Origin of the sequence: Methylomonas sp. DH-1, from assembly GCF_046097555.1 — a bacterium.
GTDB classification, from domain to species: domain Bacteria; phylum Pseudomonadota; class Gammaproteobacteria; order Methylococcales; family Methylomonadaceae; genus Methylomonas; species Methylomonas koyamae.
The window spans coordinates 2,122,564-2,139,903 of sequence record NZ_CP143089.1; the positions used below are offsets into that span (position 1 = coordinate 2,122,564).

The 17,340-nt window shown below is 60.8% G+C and carries 13 protein-coding genes; 10 read left to right on the forward strand and 3 right to left on the reverse strand.

Going from position 1 to position 17,340, the window contains the following annotated elements; genetic code table 11:
• Positions 1 to 169 precede the first annotated feature (169 nt).
• The 4 genes from VXJ35_RS09990 (at position 170) to VXJ35_RS10005 (ending at position 6,451) form a co-directional block, all read left to right on the forward strand.
• Positions 170 to 916 (forward strand): hypothetical protein, encoded by a 747-nt coding sequence (locus tag VXJ35_RS09990; protein WP_157198139.1) that lies wholly within the window; start codon positions 170 to 172, stop codon positions 914 to 916.
• 101 nt (positions 917 to 1,017) lie between these two features.
• On the forward strand, positions 1,018 to 2,655 hold the full coding sequence (locus VXJ35_RS09995; RefSeq protein WP_082880868.1) for a sulfotransferase: 1,638 nt from the start codon (positions 1,018 to 1,020) through the stop codon (positions 2,653 to 2,655).
• A gap of 85 nt (positions 2,656 to 2,740) precedes the next feature.
• Positions 2,741 to 3,805: a hypothetical protein gene (locus tag VXJ35_RS10000; RefSeq protein ID WP_064021427.1), complete on the forward strand. Its 1,065-nt coding sequence runs from the start codon at positions 2,741 to 2,743 to the stop codon at positions 3,803 to 3,805.
• A 342-nt stretch (positions 3,806 to 4,147) separates the two neighbouring features.
• Positions 4,148 to 6,451, forward strand: coding sequence for a PKD domain-containing protein (locus VXJ35_RS10005; RefSeq protein ID WP_064021428.1), 2,304 nt, complete (start codon positions 4,148 to 4,150; stop codon positions 6,449 to 6,451).
• An 86-nt stretch (positions 6,452 to 6,537) separates the two neighbouring features.
• Here VXJ35_RS10005 and VXJ35_RS10010 read toward each other — a convergent pair whose 3' ends face one another.
• The 3 genes from VXJ35_RS10010 to VXJ35_RS10020 form a co-directional block, all read right to left on the reverse strand.
• Positions 6,538 to 6,954 carry a hypothetical protein gene (locus VXJ35_RS10010; RefSeq protein ID WP_231914888.1) on the reverse strand — a complete coding sequence of 139 codons (417 nt, stop codon included), beginning with the start codon at positions 6,952 to 6,954 and terminating at the stop codon, positions 6,538 to 6,540.
• A 307-nt stretch (positions 6,955 to 7,261) separates the two neighbouring features.
• The gene (locus VXJ35_RS10015) at positions 7,262 to 7,678 is read right to left on the reverse strand and encodes a DUF6691 family protein (RefSeq protein WP_064021429.1); all 417 of its coding nucleotides are present in this window, start codon (positions 7,676 to 7,678) and stop codon (positions 7,262 to 7,264) included.
• Between the two features lie 17 nt (positions 7,679 to 7,695).
• On the reverse strand, positions 7,696 to 8,112 hold the full coding sequence (locus VXJ35_RS10020) for a YeeE/YedE family protein (RefSeq protein ID WP_064021430.1): 417 nt from the start codon (positions 8,110 to 8,112) through the stop codon (positions 7,696 to 7,698).
• Positions 8,113 to 8,474: 362 nt separating this feature from the next.
• Between VXJ35_RS10020 and VXJ35_RS10025 the strand changes: the two genes are divergently transcribed.
• The 6 genes from VXJ35_RS10025 (at position 8,475) to VXJ35_RS10050 (ending at position 17,182) form a co-directional block, all read left to right on the forward strand.
• Positions 8,475 to 9,623 carry a PleD family two-component system response regulator gene (locus VXJ35_RS10025; RefSeq protein WP_064021432.1) on the forward strand — a complete coding sequence of 383 codons (1,149 nt, stop codon included), beginning with the start codon at positions 8,475 to 8,477 and terminating at the stop codon, positions 9,621 to 9,623.
• Positions 9,607 to 13,548, forward strand: coding sequence for a PAS domain S-box protein (locus VXJ35_RS10030; RefSeq protein ID WP_064021433.1), 3,942 nt, complete (start codon positions 9,607 to 9,609; stop codon positions 13,546 to 13,548). The genes VXJ35_RS10025 and VXJ35_RS10030 overlap by 17 nt, the downstream gene beginning before the upstream one ends.
• A gap of 286 nt (positions 13,549 to 13,834) precedes the next feature.
• On the forward strand, positions 13,835 to 14,743 hold the full coding sequence (locus VXJ35_RS10035; RefSeq protein ID WP_064021434.1) for a LysR substrate-binding domain-containing protein: 909 nt from the start codon (positions 13,835 to 13,837) through the stop codon (positions 14,741 to 14,743).
• Between the two features lie 195 nt (positions 14,744 to 14,938).
• Positions 14,939 to 15,451: an RNA polymerase sigma factor gene (locus VXJ35_RS10040; protein WP_064023458.1), complete on the forward strand. Its 513-nt coding sequence runs from the start codon at positions 14,939 to 14,941 to the stop codon at positions 15,449 to 15,451.
• A 70-nt stretch (positions 15,452 to 15,521) separates the two neighbouring features.
• A complete protein-coding gene (locus tag VXJ35_RS10045) occupies positions 15,522 to 16,529 on the forward strand; it encodes a FecR family protein (RefSeq protein ID WP_064021435.1) in 1,008 nt (335 codons plus the stop codon).
• Positions 16,530 to 16,639: 110 nt separating this feature from the next.
• Entirely contained in the window at positions 16,640 to 17,182 is a 543-nt protein-coding gene (locus VXJ35_RS10050; protein ID WP_054760789.1) for a flavin reductase family protein, read from the forward strand.
• Positions 17,183 to 17,340 lie beyond the last annotated feature (158 nt).

Genomic DNA, 17,340 nt, shown 5'->3' on the forward strand with positions numbered 1-17,340 from the left:
GGATGCACGGCTACGGACACGGAAGTCCGGCCCCGGCAGGGAACGCCGGGGTTGGCGGGCAGGCCGCAATTTCCACTCGATTCTGTATGCCCGGCCATAGGCCTGAAAACCGGCGCCGCCGCGTGCGCTAATGGTAACGGCATAACCCAAAGGCCATTCGGAGACTGAAATGATCAAATACGCTTTATCCGCCGCGTTGGCGGCGATTTTGTCGGCGGCCGCGCCGGCGCAAGCCAATACCCTGGTGGTCGACGGCACCCTGTTCCGCCAGGCGGGCGGGACCACGTTCGACGTTTGGAAAATCAATATGCAAACCGCCGGCAGCTTCAGCGTGAATCTGGCCGCCTACGAGGCCGCGCAAAATAATGTGGCTACCGCCGGTTACGCGACGGCCGATTTGAACGGCGACGGCGAGCTGACTTGGCTGGACCCGGACACCCATTGGTATCTCGACGACGGTTCTGCAACCTTGTCTGCCGCCAACCACTTGGCCCGCTGCGACGACATCGCCAATAACTGCGCGACGGTCAGCAACGGCACCATCAATTTGACGTCGCAGAGCCAAGCGCCGGGTGCGGCCGACGGTTCCATCCATTTTCGCCGCGATCCGGCCTTCGACATCTCGTTGGCGGCTGGTGCCTACCAATACGTCATCGCCGATTACCGTTTGACCGACGCCGAAGCGGCGGCCGGCATCAACAGCGGCGATACCTTCTCGGCACCGGGCGGCTATGTCGATCCGATTCTGGACTATGCCGATTACCGGATTACCTTCAGTTCCGACACGCTGAATTTCGCCCGCAGCGGCAATACCATCACCGTATCGCAAGTGCCGTTGCCCGGTGCCTTCTGGTTGTTCGGCAGCGCCGTCGCCGGTTGCAGCCTGCGCACCCGGCGCAAAACCGCGGCCGCTTGATTCGGCACCGCATCGATCTGCTGGACGGGGGGGCCGGTTGCGGTTCTCCCGTTTTTGCGTTTAGCGTTTATCCTGCAGGCTGTTTGCCGAAACATTGATCCATGAATTCGAACCCTTTGGCCAAACCGGGCCGTAACGAAATTTGCCCGTGCGGCAGCGGCCGCAAATACAAACATTGCTGCGCGGACCGAGCGGCGCCGGCCGGCGCACCCGGCCTGCAGCAGTTGTTGGAAACGGCACGGCACCATGCCTACCAACGCCGCGATTTCGCCGCGGCGGAACATAGCTACCGCCAGGTGCTGGCGCTCAAACCCAATCATGCCGAGGCCTTGGCCGGCGTCGGCCAGGGCCTGTGCTGGCGCCATCGTCTGGCCGAAGGCAAGCGCTATCTGGCCCGCGCCGCCAAAGCCTTGCTGCGCCAGGCCGATAAAACCGACGGCCGGGTGTTGCTGGGTTTTGCCGAGCAAATGCAAATCTGGGGCGATATGGAATTGGCGCTGCAATTGGCGCGGGCGGCGGTGAAAAGCATGCCGGACGACGCCTCGGCGCATTACGGTTTGGCCGCTTGTTTACAGCGTTTGAACCGGACCGACGCGGCGATGGCCGCACTGGAAAAGGTATTGAAATTAGTGCCGCAGGATTCCGGCTCCCATATTTTGCTGGCAATCCTGGAGTTCGACCAAAAGCAGTACGATGCCGCCCGCCAACGCTTGGAGCAGGTGGTCGCCGCCGAAACCGACACCAAGCAACTGGCGCGCGCTTGTCTGGAATTGTCCAAGGTTTACGATAAACAAAAACGCTACGCCGAGGCCTTTGCCATGTTTGCCAAGGCCGGCGAACTGCAACGGCAACTGCCCGAGATCCGGGCGCTCGACGCCGATTACATTTTCAACAGAATCGAGTTGTTCAAACGGGGCTATAGCGACGATTTGCTGAAACGCTGGACGCCGGAGGAACTGGGCGACGCGTTGCCGGCGCCGGTATTTCTGATCGGCTTTCTGCGCTCCGGCACCACCCTGACCGAACAAGTGCTGGCCGCCCATCCGCAAGTGTTGACCTCCGACGAAAACCACCTGCTCGAAGAACTGTCGGCCGAACTGGCGGCGCTGGCCGGCGCCGGCGAAGACACGCCGGCGGCGTTGCGCCGGATCGGCATCGATCAGGCCAGGCAATTGCGCGCCTACTATTGGCGGCGGGTGGCCGAAGAGTTCGGGCCGGAGGCCTTGCGCAAACGTTTCGTCAACAAGGTGGCGTTGAACAGTATCGAAACCGGCTTGATCAGTTGCCTGTTTCCGGATGCCAAGATCGTGTTTGCGTTGCGCGACCCGCGCGATGTTTGCCTGAGCTGCGCGATGCAATCCTTCGCCGCGTCGCCGGCCACGGTCAATCTGTTGTCCTGGCAAGGCGTGGCCGCACAATATGCCGCGGTCATGGATTTGTGGCTGAGCCTGCGCGACAGGATTGCGCCGGCCTGGCTGGAGCTGCGTTACGAAGACGTGGTCAACGATTTCGAAGCCAGCTTCCGCCGGGTATTCGACTTGCTCGGCGTCGATTGGCGGCCGGAGGTGGCCCACTTTCACGAACGCGCGGCCGGCCGCTACGTGGCAACGCCCAGTTTCGCCGCGGTGTCGCAGCCCTTGTACAACTCGGCGCTGGCGCGATGGCGGCCTTACCAGGCCCAGTTCGGCGAGGTGATGCCGCAGCTGGCGCGTTTTATCGACGCCTTCGGTTATCGATAGCGCCGGTTGCCGCTCCGCGGTGGCGGTCGATTTCGGCCGCAAAACCGAACACTTGCTAGAATGAGGCCGACCCGTTCCGGAAACGATGATGCCTGCCGACCTGAAACTGATTTTAAGCGGCGCCAGCCTGTTATTGCTGGCGACCGCCGCGATATTGCCGTTTGCCGGCGAAAGCTGGCTGGCGTTGCTGGACAACGTGCATTGGACCGTCAGCGCCGCTGCGGCCTGGGCGATTGCCTGGCTGGGGGCCTTGCGCGGCGCTGCCGGACAATATGTCTACCGGCGTTGGTTTTGCTACGGTACCGGCCTCTATTTTGCCGGCCAGTGCTGCTGGAATCTGCAAGAACTGTTTTACTGGAACCCGTTTCCGGCGCCGGCCGACGTGTTTTATCTGGCAATGGGGCCGTGCTTCGGCGTCGGCTTGCTGAAAGCATTGCGCCGCCAGGTGTCTCCGGCCCGCTTGCTGGCGGCCAAGCTCGATACGGTGGCGATGACGTTGGCGCTGCTGGGCTTCATTTTGGCCTTGTATCTGCCGCACGCGGCGAACGCCGATGCATTGGAGCTGGCGGTGCTGGCCGCTTATCCGTTGGGCCTGCTCAGCGCGGCCAGCCTGGCGCTGCTGGCAATTCCGTTTTTGTCGCTGGAATTGGCCTGGGCCGGTTGTTTGCTGCCGGCGGCATTGCTGGTGGAAGGCGGCGTCTGGATGCAATGGAATCTGCAGGCGCTGACCGGAACCAACCAGGGGGCGTCGCCATTGAATTGGGCTTTTTCGGTGAACGGGTTGCTGGTTGGCCTCGGCGCTTACCTGTGGCGCGCCGACGGAGACGGAAACGCCTGCCGCCGAACCTACGCTCGGGTGATGCGGGCAATACCGGTCGCGGCGGTGCTGGTCAGCGCCGCGACGCTGGCGCTGAGCCTTGCCGGCCAACCCGCGCATCGGGCGGCGGTTTTGGTTGCGGCGGTGTCCGGCGTATCGGTGTTGCTGTTGTCGATTTTACGCCAGAGCTTGCTATTGGCGGAAAGCGAGAAATTATTGGAAGCCGCGGCGCATCGGGGGCAGAGCGAATTGGGTTACCCGCCGCCGGCGCAGACCGGCGAACGCCGGGAATGCGAAGGCGAGCCGCAACGCGGTATGCAGCAAGGCGAATAGGCTTTGTATTAGCTGCCGGTATTCGCCGAGTGCGGCGACGCGGTATTGGCCTGGTCGGCGCCGAAGTCCTGATCTAGCGGCGGACGGCGAAACGCTGCCGGCCGAGTCATCGATTGCCGATGCAGGCCAGGGCGGCTTGCCGCGGGCAATTGCCGGACGGTTTCAAACTCCGGATCGGCCTGTCGCCGATGCCGGCTCCCGCAGTCCCCGAGTTTGCCGCCGGCGGCCCGGATTCGCTCGATTAAATTACCTATAATTCACCGGAATTTTCGATCCAACGCTAAAGCTCGGTTGACCGGGCTATAATGTTTGGGTCTACTTACCTGACCTTGGGAGCGGCATATGAACAAGCAACCATTTCTCACATCGTTTGCGCTGACGGCTTTGTTGGCCGGATGCGCAACGGAACCCGAACCTAAACTCGCCGTCGGCGACGATCTCAGCGCCACCATGCCCAGTCCGGCGGCGGGGATGGCCGGCGAGCCGTTATATTTCTCGTCCAGGGAAGACGCCGAAAAAGCCTTAGGCGGTTACAACTACGTGCTAAAAGCGCTACCGGACGGCAAGGTGCAGGCCTATGTCTCCGGCCTGATCGATTCCGGCGCCGACAATCCGATGACGCTGGCGCAGGCCGCCGTTGCGGCTGGGCCGGCTGCTGCTGCGACTGCGCCCGGCGACGGCAGCGAAAGCCCGTTTCCGCAAATCAGTATCTCCGAAAAGAAAAACGGTAAAGCGGCAATCGACGCCTTGGGCGATAAGCTGGAAGCGGTTGCCCGCGCCTACGACATGTCGGCCGAGCGCTTGGCCGAGATTTTAGCCAGCGATTCGACCGCCTGGATCGACGAAAGCGGCCGTTTGCTCTATATCGATTCGTTGCCGCAAGGCGATGCCGGCGGCCAGGAGGCCACCGCCACCGCGCCGGCCGAAGCCGGCAGCGGCGGCATGAGCGTCGCTTCCAGCACCGACGCTTTTGCGTTGCACAGCAAAGCCGGTGCCAACCGGGTGATTTATCTGGATTTCAACGGCCACGTGGCCAGCGCTACCGCCTGGAATTCGGGGACGTTGACGGCGCCGGCCTACGATATCGACGGCAACCCGGCCGCCTTCAGCACTACCGAGTTGAATAACATCAAACAGATCTGGCAACGGGTGGCCGAAGACTACGCGCCGTTCGATGTGGACGTGACCACGGAAGAGCCGAGTTCGGACAAATTGTTTCGCACCGCTGCCGACGATGGCCAGTACGGCACCCGTGCCGTGATTACCCGCTCGATGCCGCAATTGTGTAACCAGGCTTGCGGCGGCGTGGCTTACGTCAACGTCTATTCCTACTATTCGGCCAGCAAGCCGGACCGCTACCAGCCGGCCTGGGTGTTTCTGGACAAATTGGGCAACGGCTTTCCGAAATACGTCGCCGAAGCGGTATCGCACGAGGTCGGCCACAATTTGAATCTGAGCCATGACGGCAATGCCTCGACGTCCTACTATTCCGGCCACGGTAGCGGCGCGACGGGGTGGGGGCCGATCATGGGCGTCGGTTATTACAAACCGGTCACGCAATGGAGCAAGGGCGAATACCCCGGCGCCAACAATCTGCAGGACGACATCTCGGTAATCCATGCCGCCGGCACACCGCTGAGGGTCGACGATTACGCCAATAACTCGGCCGGCGCCGGGCCTATCGCCGGCGATTCCAGTGCCGTCAACCAGAGCGGCATTATCGAACGTAGCAGCGACGTCGACGTGTTTGCCTTCAACACCGGCGGCGGTAGCGTGCAATTCAACGCCGCGCCGGATTCGGTCTCGCAAAATCTGGATATTCAACTGAAACTGCTGGACGGCAAAGGGGCGACGGTGCAGCAAGCCAATCCGGCGGACAGCCTGGCGGCCAGCGTCAGTGCGGTATTGAATCCGGGCCAATACTATCTGCAGATCGAAGGCGTCGGCTTCGGCGATTTGGCCAGCGGATACAGCGATTACGGCAGTCTGGGCCGCTACCAGATCAGCGGCAGCTATCCGAAAGCCGTCGAGGCGCAAGCGCCGACCGCGGTAGTCAGCGCGTTGCCGACCCAAGGCTATGCACCGCTGAACGTGGAATTGAACGGCTCCGGCTCCAGCGACCGCGATGGCTCGATTGCCGCTTACGAATGGAATTTCGGCGACGGCAGCGGGGTCAGCCGCTCGGCGACGGCCAACCACAGCTACAACACGCCGGGAACTTATACGGCAACCTTGACCGTGACCGATAACAGCGGTCTGAAAAACAGCGCCAGCGTCGACCTGCAAGCGCAGCAGAGCCCGGTAAGCACCAGCATGAAAGTGGCGACGACCCGGATTCTGCGGCGGACGCTGGCCGGCGGCAAGGCGCAGTGTGTGGCCAGCGTGACGCTGAAGTATTTAAACTCGACGGTATCCGGCGCCGCGATCTACGGCTATTGGAGCGGCGATTTGACGGCGGGTGCCAGCAAAACCCAGCTTGCCACCTCGGCGATAGGCTTTACCGGCACCACCGGTTTGGCGACTATCACCAGTCCGCTGTTCGCCAGCACGGCCAAGGGCAGTTGCGCTTTCAGCGTCAGCAGCGCGTTTAAAACCGGATATCTGTACGACGGCAGCGGTTCGGTGACCGGCAGCTTTTCCTGGTAACCCGGGGAAGTTTCGGCGGGGACGGCTGCGGCCGTTCCCTATCCGTCGAATTTCCCCGTCGCGGTTAACCGGCCGGAGGGCGGGTTTCAGTTGACGGCGTAGTGGGGTTTTGCCACCAGCGCCTCGCTCAAAGCCAGGTGTTCCGCGCTATCGAACAAGATTTGGCGTTCGCGGCAGAATTCGGCGCCGGCATCGATGGCGTCCTGCATCACTGCAATCACATAACGCTCGGCATGGGCCGAAGCTACCATCTTGTCCGGCACCGCCGCTTCGAATTGCAGGCTTTGCGCCGCCGGGTCGAAGCCGCGGAGACGCAAGCCGGTGAACTGCACGCGTTCCTGACTACCGGGCAACATAAACACCAGATCGATTAACGGCAGACGTTTTTGTACCGGCAGTTGCCGATAGCCTGCCAATGCAATCGCAATTTTGGTGATGGCTTGGCTGATCGCACTGTCTGCCAATGCCCGGTCCGGCGTCATCGAAGCAATCAATATACTCATCGTTATTTCTCCTGGAGCTTGCTGTAACAGTCAAAACGTACCGCGTTCCCGCCGACAGCGGGCTGTTAAGCTCCCCTCCCGGAAAAAGCGTTTACTTAAACAATCAGCAAGATTGGTTCCAGAAATTCGCGGCTAGCGAAGATAGGCCGAAATGCCCCGTGTTCGGCCCGAAGCCCGCCGGGCTAGGCCATATAGCCGCAGCGGCTGCGGTTTTAAGGCACGACCTGAGGTTGTCCGTGGTTTTGTGGCAAAGCCTACAAAAAGCGGTGCCGGCCGGCGTTAAACGCGCAAGCCGGCCGGTTGGGTGTCAATGGTTGCGGTGCAGGCGTTTGAACAGGTAGAAGCCGGCAAACATCGCGCCGACAAAGGCATAATTTCCGGCCAAGCCGGCGCTCAAGCCGACCAGCGCCGGCCCCGGACAAAAGCCGGAGATACCCCAGCCGACGCCGAAAATCGCCGCGCCGGCCACCAGCCGGACGTCGATGTTGGCCGGTGCCGGGCCGCTGTCTTGTTCGCGGTCGGCGGCGTCGGTATTGCGGTGCAGCCAATAGCGGGCGCCGCCCAAGGTCGCCAGTGCGCTGGCCATGACCAGTGCCAGGCTCGGGTCCCAGGCGCCGGCCACGTCCAGAAAGGCGACGACTTTGGCCGGATTACTCATGCCGGCAACCAGCAAGCCGATGCCGAACAACAGGCCGTAGCCGAAGATAATCAATCCGTGTTTCATGTCGATGGCCCTCTGGGTCAAAGCCAATGGCGGATCAGATAAACCGTGACCCCCGCGCTAAGCATGAAAGTCAGCGTGGCGACGATAGAGCGCGGCGACAGCCGGGCGATTCCGCACACGCCGTGGCCGCTGGTGCAGCCGCCGCCGAGGCGGGAACCGTAGCCGACCAGCAAGCCGGCCAGAGCCAGTAGTGCCGGCGAAGCCTGCAATTGGATTACCGGGTCGGCGCCGGCCAGTGTCGCCAATGGCGCACTGGCGACCAGGCCGGCCAGGAACCAGACGCGCCAGGCGTTGCCGGCCGGCCAGGGCGGCAACAGGCCGGCGGCGATTCCGGAAATGCCGGCGGTATGTTTGTAACTAAACAGCAGTAGCGCCGCAGAGGCGCCGATCAGGATGCCGCCGATAACCGCGGCCAGAGCAGATGGGTAGTCCATGAATTCAGCATATTAGGAAAAACGGTTATTGAAGCAGAAAAGCCCGGCACTGGCGAGCGCCGGCCGCTTTATCGCCGGTATCCGGTCCGGCCGAGTTCGCCGCGCCCGTTCCTGTGCGCCGATCTGTAGCTGTTTGCTGCAGCCTGCGGTTTCGCTGCTGTCTGCGGCGGCCGCGGCAAAATTGAGCCGTAGCCGGCCGGCACCATCACATTTTTCGATTCCGGGCCGCCGGTGCCGGCGCCGAGCGGTTATAGTCGCGCGCCGCACCCGGCCCGATGCCGGGGCGGTCTGGTGAGTTGGGCGAAATTCGCTAAGCTTGTTGGTAAACGCCCGACTCTTGTTCGCTATCCAAAGGAATTCGCATGACTGAAAACCCATTCTGTATTTTTGTAGTGGATGACGATGCCTTGTTGCGGCTGGTCATAGTCGATCAATTGCAGGGCCACAATTACCGGATACACGAGTTTGCCAACGGTGCCGATTGTCTGGCCGCATTGGATTTGCAACCCAATCTGATTCTGTTGGACATCGAAATGCCGGGATTGAGCGGTATCGACGTCTGCCGGCAGATTCGCGCCGAGGGCAACGACGAGGTGCAAGTCATGTTCGTCTCCGCGCACGACGACCTGGAAATCCTGTTGACCGCGTTCGATGCCGGCGGCAACGATTTCATCCCGAAAAACGCCAAAAAGGAAGTGTTGCTGCGCAAGGTCGAATTGGCGATAGAGACCGAACAGCAAAAACGCAATTTGCGCAGCCAGCTCGATTACGCCCGGCAAACGGCGTTCACCGCCATGTCCAGCTTGGGCGAGACCGGCGCGATTCTGCATTTTTTGCGGACGTCGTTTCAATGCCGAACCCCGGAGCAATTGGGCCGCTTGATCATCGAGACTCTGCCGCAATACGGCGCCAACGGTCTGGTGAAATTGGCCGACGCTTCCGGCGAACACGATTTCGGCCCGGAGCCGGTTTGTTCGCCGTTGGAGCGCTCGATTCTGACTTACGTGATGAAATTGGGCCGGATTTACCAGGCCGGAGACCGGTTGGTTTTGAATTTTCCCTATGTCACGTTGTTGGTGACCGGGCTGGATGTCAACGACCCGGATGCGATAGGCCGGTTGCGCGACCATCTGGCGATTTTGGTGGAAGGCGCCAGCGCCCGGATGGAAGCGATGGTCAGCGAACAGCAGCGGCAATTGCAGGCCAAGGTCAGGCTGGAGAGCATCCGCGAACTGAATGCCTTATTGAGCGAAATCGAGCAGAACCAACAGGCCAACCACGTGCAATTGGTCAACCTGTCCGAACAGCACCGCAGCAATATGGAAAACGCCTTCGTGCATTTGGGCTTGACCGACAGCCAGGAATTTTTACTGCACGGCTACGTGGACGAGTTGACGACGCAATTGGACCAATTGTTCGACAAGGACAACCAGTTGGCGTTGCGCCTGCACCAGATCCTGGAAAAGCAGAATGCGCTGTTGGCCGGCGGCGAAGATGGCGGAACGGCGTGACCGCTTGGCTGCGAGCGTCTGGGAGCGGGCGATGAGAGCCTTGTTTTTGCCGGCGGTGGCGGTGATGAACCGCTTAAGTTTCAGCAAAAAATTCGCCGTGATCGGCATATTGTCGCTGTTGGCGGTGCTGGCGGTATTTTTTAACCTCTACCAAAACCTGAACCGCTCGCTGACCAATTCGCAACGGGAACTGGCCGGTTTGAGTCAGATTGCCCGGGCGACGCGGGTGTTCCAGTTGGTCCAGCAGCATCGCGGCCTGTCGGCCGGACTGACCGGCGGCATGGAAGCGTTACGGCCGCGCCGCGACATTGTGGCTGCTCAGGTGACGGCCGCGATCGGCGAACTGGCGGCCGGCATGCCTGGCGGTTCGCTACCCGAATCAATCGTCCATAACCTGCAAGCCGAGTGGGCGCAGTTGTTGCGGCAACAGCCCGATCTGGACTGGCAACGCAACTATCAGGCGCACGGCCGATTAACGTCAGGGCTGCTGGATCTGGAGGGGGTTATCAGCGACGAGAGCCGCTTGGTCTCGGAGTCGAGTCTGGATTCCTACCATTTGGTCATGGTGGTCGTGGAGCAACTCCCCAAAGCCCTGGATAACGTCGGCCGCTTGCGCGGAATGGCCGTCGGCATTCTGGCCGCCAAACGTATCGATGCCGCGCAGAAGCTGGAACTGGCGGTGCTGCAAAGCCGGATCGCAGACGACATCGCCAGGCTGGAACATACCGCAGCGGATTTTTTACGTTATAACCCGGCGCAGTATCCGCTGATGGCGGCGACTTTGGCGCATATGCGCCAGGCGGCCGACCTGCTGACCGGCCAGGTGGTAGACGACTTGTTGCAAGAGCGGTTTAGCGTCGGCCCCGAATATTTTTTTTCCGCGGCTACGCTGGCGATAGATAGCGGTTTCGAGCGGATTTACACCGGATTTTTGCCTGCAGCGGAGCGCTTGATCCGCAACCGGATTGGCGAGATGCGGACCACGTTGGCGGTGAGCGTCGGCATCCCCGGCTTTCTGTTGGTATTGATCGCCTATTTTTCGATTGGCGCCCATTTGTCGCTCAGTGCCAGCATCGCCGGCTTAGCCAAAGCGGCAAAGGCCTTTGCCGAGGGCGATTTGCAGCAAAGGCTGGCACAGGACTCCGGCGACGAAATTGGCCATGTGGCTGGCTATTTCAACCGCATGGCCGACGGTTTCGCGGCGCTGTTGGCCGGGCGCAAACTGGATGAGATCCGCTTGCGCAGCATCGTCAATACCGCCCTGGACGCCGTCGTGCAAATGAACGGCCGCGGCGAAATCAGCGGCTGGAACCGCCAGGCCGAGGCGATATTCGGTTGGCAGGCCGACCAGGTTTTAGGCCGTCCGCTGCACGAAACGATTATCCCCGAGCGCTTACGTGCGGAGCACGTGCAAGGCTTGCAACACTATCTGGCCGGCGGCGAGGGTGGGGCGTTGAACCGCCGCATCGAAGTCGCCGCCGTGCGCCGTAGCGGCGAAGAATTCCCGGTGGAATTGGCAATCACGCCGATCAAGTTGGCCGACACCACCGAATTCAACGCGTTTATCCGCGATATTTCGCTGGAGAAGCAATCCGCCGCAACGATGCTCGACAGCGAACAACGCTATCGTGCGTTGTTCGAGTTTTCGTTGGACGCCATCATGACCTTGAGTCCGGAACGTGGTTTCCTTTCCGCCAATCCGGCTGCGGTCAAGCTGTTCGGTTGCCGGGACCTGGCCCACCTGTTGATGTTGACGCCGGTGTCGTTGTCGCCGGAGTACCAACCGAACGGCACGGCGTCGGCCGAGTTGGCCGCCCGTTACATTGGCCTGGCGTTATGCGACGGCGCGCACCACTTCGAATGGCAACACAAGCGGGTCAGTGGCGAGCTGTTTTTCGCCGAAGTGCAATTAAGCCGGCTTGCCATCGGCAACGAGCAACTGGTGCAAGCCACCGTGCGCGACATCAGCGAGCGCAAACTGGCTAAGCTGGAACTGGTGGCGAGCGAGGCGCGCAACCGGGCGATACTGCGCACCATGGCCGACGGCGTGGTGTTGATCGACAGCACCGGTACCGTGCTGCTGGTCAACGATGCGGTTTGCGAAATATTCGGTTACGAGGAACACGAGTTGCTGGGCAGCAATGTCAGCCTGCTGATGCCGGAACCGCATCGGTCCCGGCACGACGCTTATCTTGCCAATTACATGGCCAATCGTACCTACACGATATTGAACCGCTGCGTCGAGTTCGAAGGCGCCCGAACCGACGGCAGTACTTTTCCGTTGGAGTTGACGGTCAGCGAACTGATCGACGACCAGGGCAGTACCTTTATCGGCGTGATCCGCGACATCAGCGAGCGGAAGGCAGCGCAGGCGGCCCAGGAGCAGGCGCGGCTGCAGGCCGAGCATTTGGCTCAGGTCAAAAGCGATTTTCTGGCCAATATGAGCCACGAAATCCGCACGCCGTTGAACGCGATCCTCGGCTTGGCCAGGATCAATCTGCGCGATGCCGGTAGCGAAAATTCCAACGTGGCAAAAATTTACGAAGCCGGCCAGCACTTGTTGAACGTGGTCAACGATATTCTGGATTTTTCCAAAATCGAGTCGGGCAAAATGCAGTTGGACCCGCATCCGTTCAAACTGGCCGACTTGATCGGCGAAGTCCGCGACTTGCTGGATCTGCGGGTGAGGGAAAAGCAATTGACGCTGGTGGTGCAGTTCGACGGCGAATTGCCGGAGTGGGTGGTCGGCGATGGCTTGCGCCTGCGGCAGATACTGCTGAATTTATTGTCCAATGCCGTCAAATTCACCGAGCGCGGTTACGTGGCAGTCAAGATCGGCCGCCGCGGCGGCGACGTGCGTTTTGCCGTGATGGATAGCGGTATCGGCATGACCGAGGAACAGTTGCCGCGCCTGTTTACCGCGTTCGAACAAGCAGACACCTCGACCACGCGCAAATTCGGCGGCAGCGGCCTGGGCTTGGCGATCAGCCGCAATCTGGCGCGGCTGATGGGCGGCGACATCGAGGTTCAGAGTAGCTACGGTGCCGGCAGTACCTTTGTGCTGACGCTGCCGCTACCGGCTGCCGAACCCGGCACCGGCGAGAGCGGAGTGTTGCCCGCGAGCGGCCTGCGCTTGCACGGTTTGCGGATTCTGGCCGCCGAGGACGTGGAATTGAACCGTCTGGTGTTGGCCGACATTTTGGATAGCGAAGGCGCCGAGGTGGTTTTTGCCGAGAACGGCCAGCAGGTGCTGGACTTGCTGCAACAACACGGCGTTACCGCCTTCGATCTGGTGTTGATGGATATTCAAATGCCGGTCATGGACGGTTACCAGGCCGCACGCCGGCTCGCGGAAATCGCGCCGGATTTGCCGGTCATCGGACTGACCGCCCATGCCATGGAAGACGAGCGCAAACGCTGCCTGGAGGCCGGCATGAAGGATAGGGTGACCAAGCCGGTCGACGAAAACGCGCTGGTCAAAGCCATACTGAAGGCGCTACCGTACCGGGTGCCGTTGCCCGCAGCAGCCCCGGCGTCGGCGCCATTACCGGCAGCCACCGTCCCGAAACCCGATGCACCGCCGAGTTCGACGTTGATCGATTGGCAAGCGATGCTGGAGCGTTTCGACGGTCGCCAGGCCTTTGTCGACAAGATCATCGACAATGCGCTCGATGGCAGCCAACAACAAAATCTGGAAAAACTAAGGCTGGCGGCGGAGCAGGGCGATCTGGCGGCGATCAAGTTTGTCGCCCACAACCTGAAGGCCTTTGCCGGCATTTTTCAGGCGCAGGGCTTACTGCAACTGGCGCAGCAAACCGAAGCGGCGGCCAGGGACGGCAATGCCGCCGCGACCGCATCGGCAACCGAACTGGCCGACGTGTTGCAGCAAATCTTGCAAGAATTGCGGGATAAGCGCAGCGCTTGAGGTCGGCTTGGGCGGAATGGGAGGCACGGCGGGCGCTGTGCAAAAAAAAATGGCGGGTCGCGAAACCCGCCATAAACAACTTCCCTGTAGCTAGGAGGAGGTTAGCCACAGATAACAACCGCTGCCGTTGGACTAGCCGGTTGTTATGCTAGCAAGCTAAACCTCTACAATAAAACGATATAATTAGATGTTTATATCTTCGGATTAGATTACTAAATGCCGTCGACTAACAGTATAGGTTAGTCCTGAAAACATGCCAGGGCGGCGGCGATTTTTTGAGGTGCGGATGAATTTAAACCAGCTCGAACTCCTGCGTAACCTGCAGGAAACCGATTACAACCTGAGCAAGGCCGCGGAAAAAATGCACGTGGTTCAGTCGGCGGTGAGCCGGCAACTGCAGTTGTTCGAAGCCGAATTGGGCTCGCCGTTGTTTATCCGCCAGGGCAAGAAACTGACCGGCCTGACGCCGCTCGGCGAAAAAATCATGGAAGAGGTCGACTTGATCAACCAGGCGAAAAAGAATATTCAATTGATTGCCGACGATTTTCTCGACAACAGCCACGGCACCTTCCGTATCGCCACCACGCATACCCAGGCCAAATACTTGTTGCCGGGGCCGATCGCCAGATTCCGGCGCAAATACCCCGGCATCAAAATTTATATGGTGCAGTCCTCGCCGGATAATCTGGTCAATCTGCTGCACCGGCACCAGGCCGATATCGCCATCTGCACCGAAAAATTGGCCGACGACGACAAATTGGTGGTCAAGCCGTGTTACGAATGGCACCACGTCGCGATCATGCCGGCCGGACACCGGCTGGCCGATGGCGACATTAGCTTGCAGCGTTTGTCCGCCGAACCGATATTGACGTATTCGCCGGGCTTTACCGGGCGCAGCGCCATCGAAAAAGCTTTCCAGAATGCGCATTTGCCGCTCGATATCACGTTGGCTGCGGCCGATTCCGACGTGATCAAGACCTACGTCCGGCTGGGCATGGGCGTCGGTATCATCGCCGGCACGTCCTACGAACCGGGTCAGGACAGCGACTTGATCGCCAGAGACCTGGCCAGCCTGATACCCAGTTCCACCACCAAGATTGCCTATCTGAAACAGCTCTACGTGCCGAATTATTGCCGCTATTTCATCGACGAGTTATTGGCGGAAGCGGCGACCAAGCACGCCGCGGCCGGCTGAAGCGGCCCGCCGCTTGCGGGATATCGCGCCTTTTTTTGCGCGATTTAACATAGCTCATTCGATTTCGCTGCGACCGGCAAGAGCGGCAGCGGACTTAGCTGGCTGATTACAAGCGGTTTTCGGCCGGCGGCGTCAATTTTGCTGCCGGATAAGTCCGACGACATCCCACACCCGGAACCGCCCGACCAGCAGCCCATGCCATTTCCCACCAGCCAATCCCTGCGAGAGCTCTATCTCGATTGCCGTGGCGAGCTGGAAGCCGCGCTTTTTGCCCGGCTGCGTTGCCGGGAAACCGCGGCCGATCTGAGCCAGGAAGCCTTCGTCCGCTTGTGCCGCAGCGGCGACCTGAGCCAGGTCGGCAATTTGAAGGCCTATCTGTTCCGCACCGCGCAGAATTTGCTGTTCGACCATTACCGCAGCCAGAACGTGCGTAACGCCGCTATCGCCGACTGGGCGGAACCGACCTTGCCCGATGCGCCCGATCTGCGTTGCGCCGAAACCGTGGCCTTGGGCGAGCAAGCGCTGGACAGCCTGATCGGCAGCCTGGCCCAATTATCGCCGCTGTGCCAACGCATTTTTTATCTGAACCGTTTCGAAGGCCTGAAACAGCGGGAAATAGCCGAGCAACTCGGCATCTCGGTGCGTACCGTGGAAGACAACATCAAACGTGCATTGCTGCACTGCGCCCAAACGCTGGGCCAACCCTAGCCGCAATCTGGTTCGGGTTAACCGCCTGGTCTATGATATACCGCCTTCACCGTTGACTCAGGTAACCGCCATGACCACCGCACCGATGCCGGACGACGACCTGCGTATGTTGGAGCAGGCCTGCGCTTGGCTGGCGAAAATGCAGTCCGGCGAGGTTTCCGCCGCCGACAGCCAAGGCCTGGCCAATTGGCGCGCCGCCGCGCCGGCCCACGAACGGGCCTGGCAACGGGCGCAGGCGGTCTGGCAAGGGCTGGAGCCATTGCGCGGCCGGCAGATTCCCGGCGCCGAACCCCTGTCGCAGGAGCGCGGCCGGCAGGCCGCCGCCGAGGCAGGGGTTAGCCTTCGGCCGATGCAACGTTCGCCAAACCGCCACCGCCGGCAACGGTTCGCGCTGGGGCTGGCGGCGTGCGCGCTGTTGGCTTTGACCGTGGTTACGTTTTATCCGCCGCTGTTATGGCAGGCAGACTATGTGACCGGTAAGGGCGAGCAGCGCCGGGTCGTGCTGGCCGACGGTTCCCGCGCCATTTTGAACGCCGACAGCGCGTTGGCGATTCGTTTCGATAAGCTCCAGCGCCGGGTCGAGTTGTTGCGCGGCGAAGCCTTCTTCGACGTGGCCAAAGATGAGCAGCGGCCGTTTTTGGCGGCTACCGATGCCGGCGAAGTGCGTGCCGTCGGTACCGCTTTCGGCGTGCGCCGCTCCGATGCGCAGACCCAGGTCGAACTGGTCGAAGGCCTGGTCGAAATTCGTGCCGGCGGTCTGGTCAACCCGTTGGCCGCCGGGCAAACCGCAGCAATCGCCGCCGGCCGGATATCGGTCGCGCCCGGCCGTGCCGAAAACATGGCGGTATGGCGCGACGGCTATCTGCAATTCGACGGCGTGCCATTAGCCGAGGCCGTCGAGCGTATCAACAGTTACCGGCCCGGCAAGGTATTGCTGCTAAACTCGGCTTGGGCGGACAAGCGGATCAGCGGCCTGTTTCGGCTCGATGCCCTCGATCAAGCCGTCGCCGGCCTCGGTTCCGCCGTGCCTGGCTTACGGATCGTGGAATTGACCCGTTACTTGGTGGTGTTGCGTTAGCCGCTTGGTTAGCGCCATTTTTGCCAAAACGGGCTTTAACCATCGCAGATCAGCCGACGATTTTGCGGCGCAGCGGCGCCATCGGTGTTTAACTTTCGGAGCTTACTAAGATGAAGCCAATGCCGCTGAACCAAGCGTTCACATTGATCGAACCCGGCCCGGTGGTGTTGGTGACGACCAACGACGGCCAACGAGACAACGTCATGACTATATCTTGGACCATGGTGATGGATTTCACGCCCAGATTTGCCATCACTACCGGACCGTGGAACCACTCCTACCAAGCGCTGAGCGAATCCAACGAGTGCGTCATTGCGATCCCGGCATTGGATTTGATCGACCAAGTGGTTGGCATAGGCACTTGTTCCGGCGCCGATACCGACAAATTCGCAACATTCGGTTTGACGGCAATGCGCGGCAAACAGGTCGCGGCGCCGCTGATCCGGGAATGCCTGGCAAACATCGAGTGCCAGGTAGTCGACATCGTAGAACGCCACAACATCGTCGTGCTGCAAGGGCTGGCCGCTTACCTGGACGATGAACGCGAAGAACGCCGTACCCTGCATGCCGTCGGCGACGGCAGCTTCATCGCCGACGGCGTCAAATTGGACCGGCGGGAACTGATGGCATCGAAACTGCCCGACGGCGTTTGATTGCCGAGTCCCGGGCTTTGGAGCTGGCGGGCAGTGCTAAAAAGATACCCAGCTAACGTTTATCCCCAAACTAATCCGACCGATAACGGTTTGGCCTTAGCCGTGGCCTGTGTGATAATCGGATTTGGCTGCTAAGCTTCTGCTATCAGAATACTGAG

Excerpts from the sequence above, each read along its gene's own strand:
- VXJ35_RS09995 (WP_082880868.1), top strand. The coding sequence starts at position 1,018 with ATGAATTCGAACCCTTTGGCCAAACCGGGCCGTAACGAAATTTGCCCG.
- VXJ35_RS10000 (WP_064021427.1), top strand. The coding sequence starts at position 2,741 with ATGATGCCTGCCGACCTGAAACTGATTTTAAGCGGCGCCAGCCTGTTA.
- VXJ35_RS10045 (WP_064021435.1), top strand. The coding sequence starts at position 15,522 with ATGACCACCGCACCGATGCCGGACGACGACCTGCGTATGTTGGAGCAG.
- VXJ35_RS10020 (WP_064021430.1), bottom strand. The coding sequence starts at position 8,112 with ATGGACTACCCATCTGCTCTGGCCGCGGTTATCGGCGGCATCCTGATC.
- VXJ35_RS10050 (WP_054760789.1), top strand. The coding sequence starts at position 16,640 with ATGAAGCCAATGCCGCTGAACCAAGCGTTCACATTGATCGAACCCGGC.
- VXJ35_RS10010 (WP_231914888.1), bottom strand. The coding sequence starts at position 6,954 with ATGAGTATATTGATTGCTTCGATGACGCCGGACCGGGCATTGGCAGAC.
- VXJ35_RS09990 (WP_157198139.1), top strand. The coding sequence starts at position 170 with ATGATCAAATACGCTTTATCCGCCGCGTTGGCGGCGATTTTGTCGGCG.
- VXJ35_RS10030 (WP_064021433.1), top strand. The coding sequence starts at position 9,607 with ATGGCGGAACGGCGTGACCGCTTGGCTGCGAGCGTCTGGGAGCGGGCG.
- VXJ35_RS10015 (WP_064021429.1), bottom strand. The coding sequence starts at position 7,678 with ATGAAACACGGATTGATTATCTTCGGCTACGGCCTGTTGTTCGGCATC.
- VXJ35_RS10040 (WP_064023458.1), top strand. The coding sequence starts at position 14,939 with ATGCCATTTCCCACCAGCCAATCCCTGCGAGAGCTCTATCTCGATTGC.
- VXJ35_RS10025 (WP_064021432.1), top strand. The coding sequence starts at position 8,475 with ATGACTGAAAACCCATTCTGTATTTTTGTAGTGGATGACGATGCCTTG.
- VXJ35_RS10005 (WP_064021428.1), top strand. The coding sequence starts at position 4,148 with ATGAACAAGCAACCATTTCTCACATCGTTTGCGCTGACGGCTTTGTTG.
- VXJ35_RS10035 (WP_064021434.1), top strand. The coding sequence starts at position 13,835 with ATGAATTTAAACCAGCTCGAACTCCTGCGTAACCTGCAGGAAACCGAT.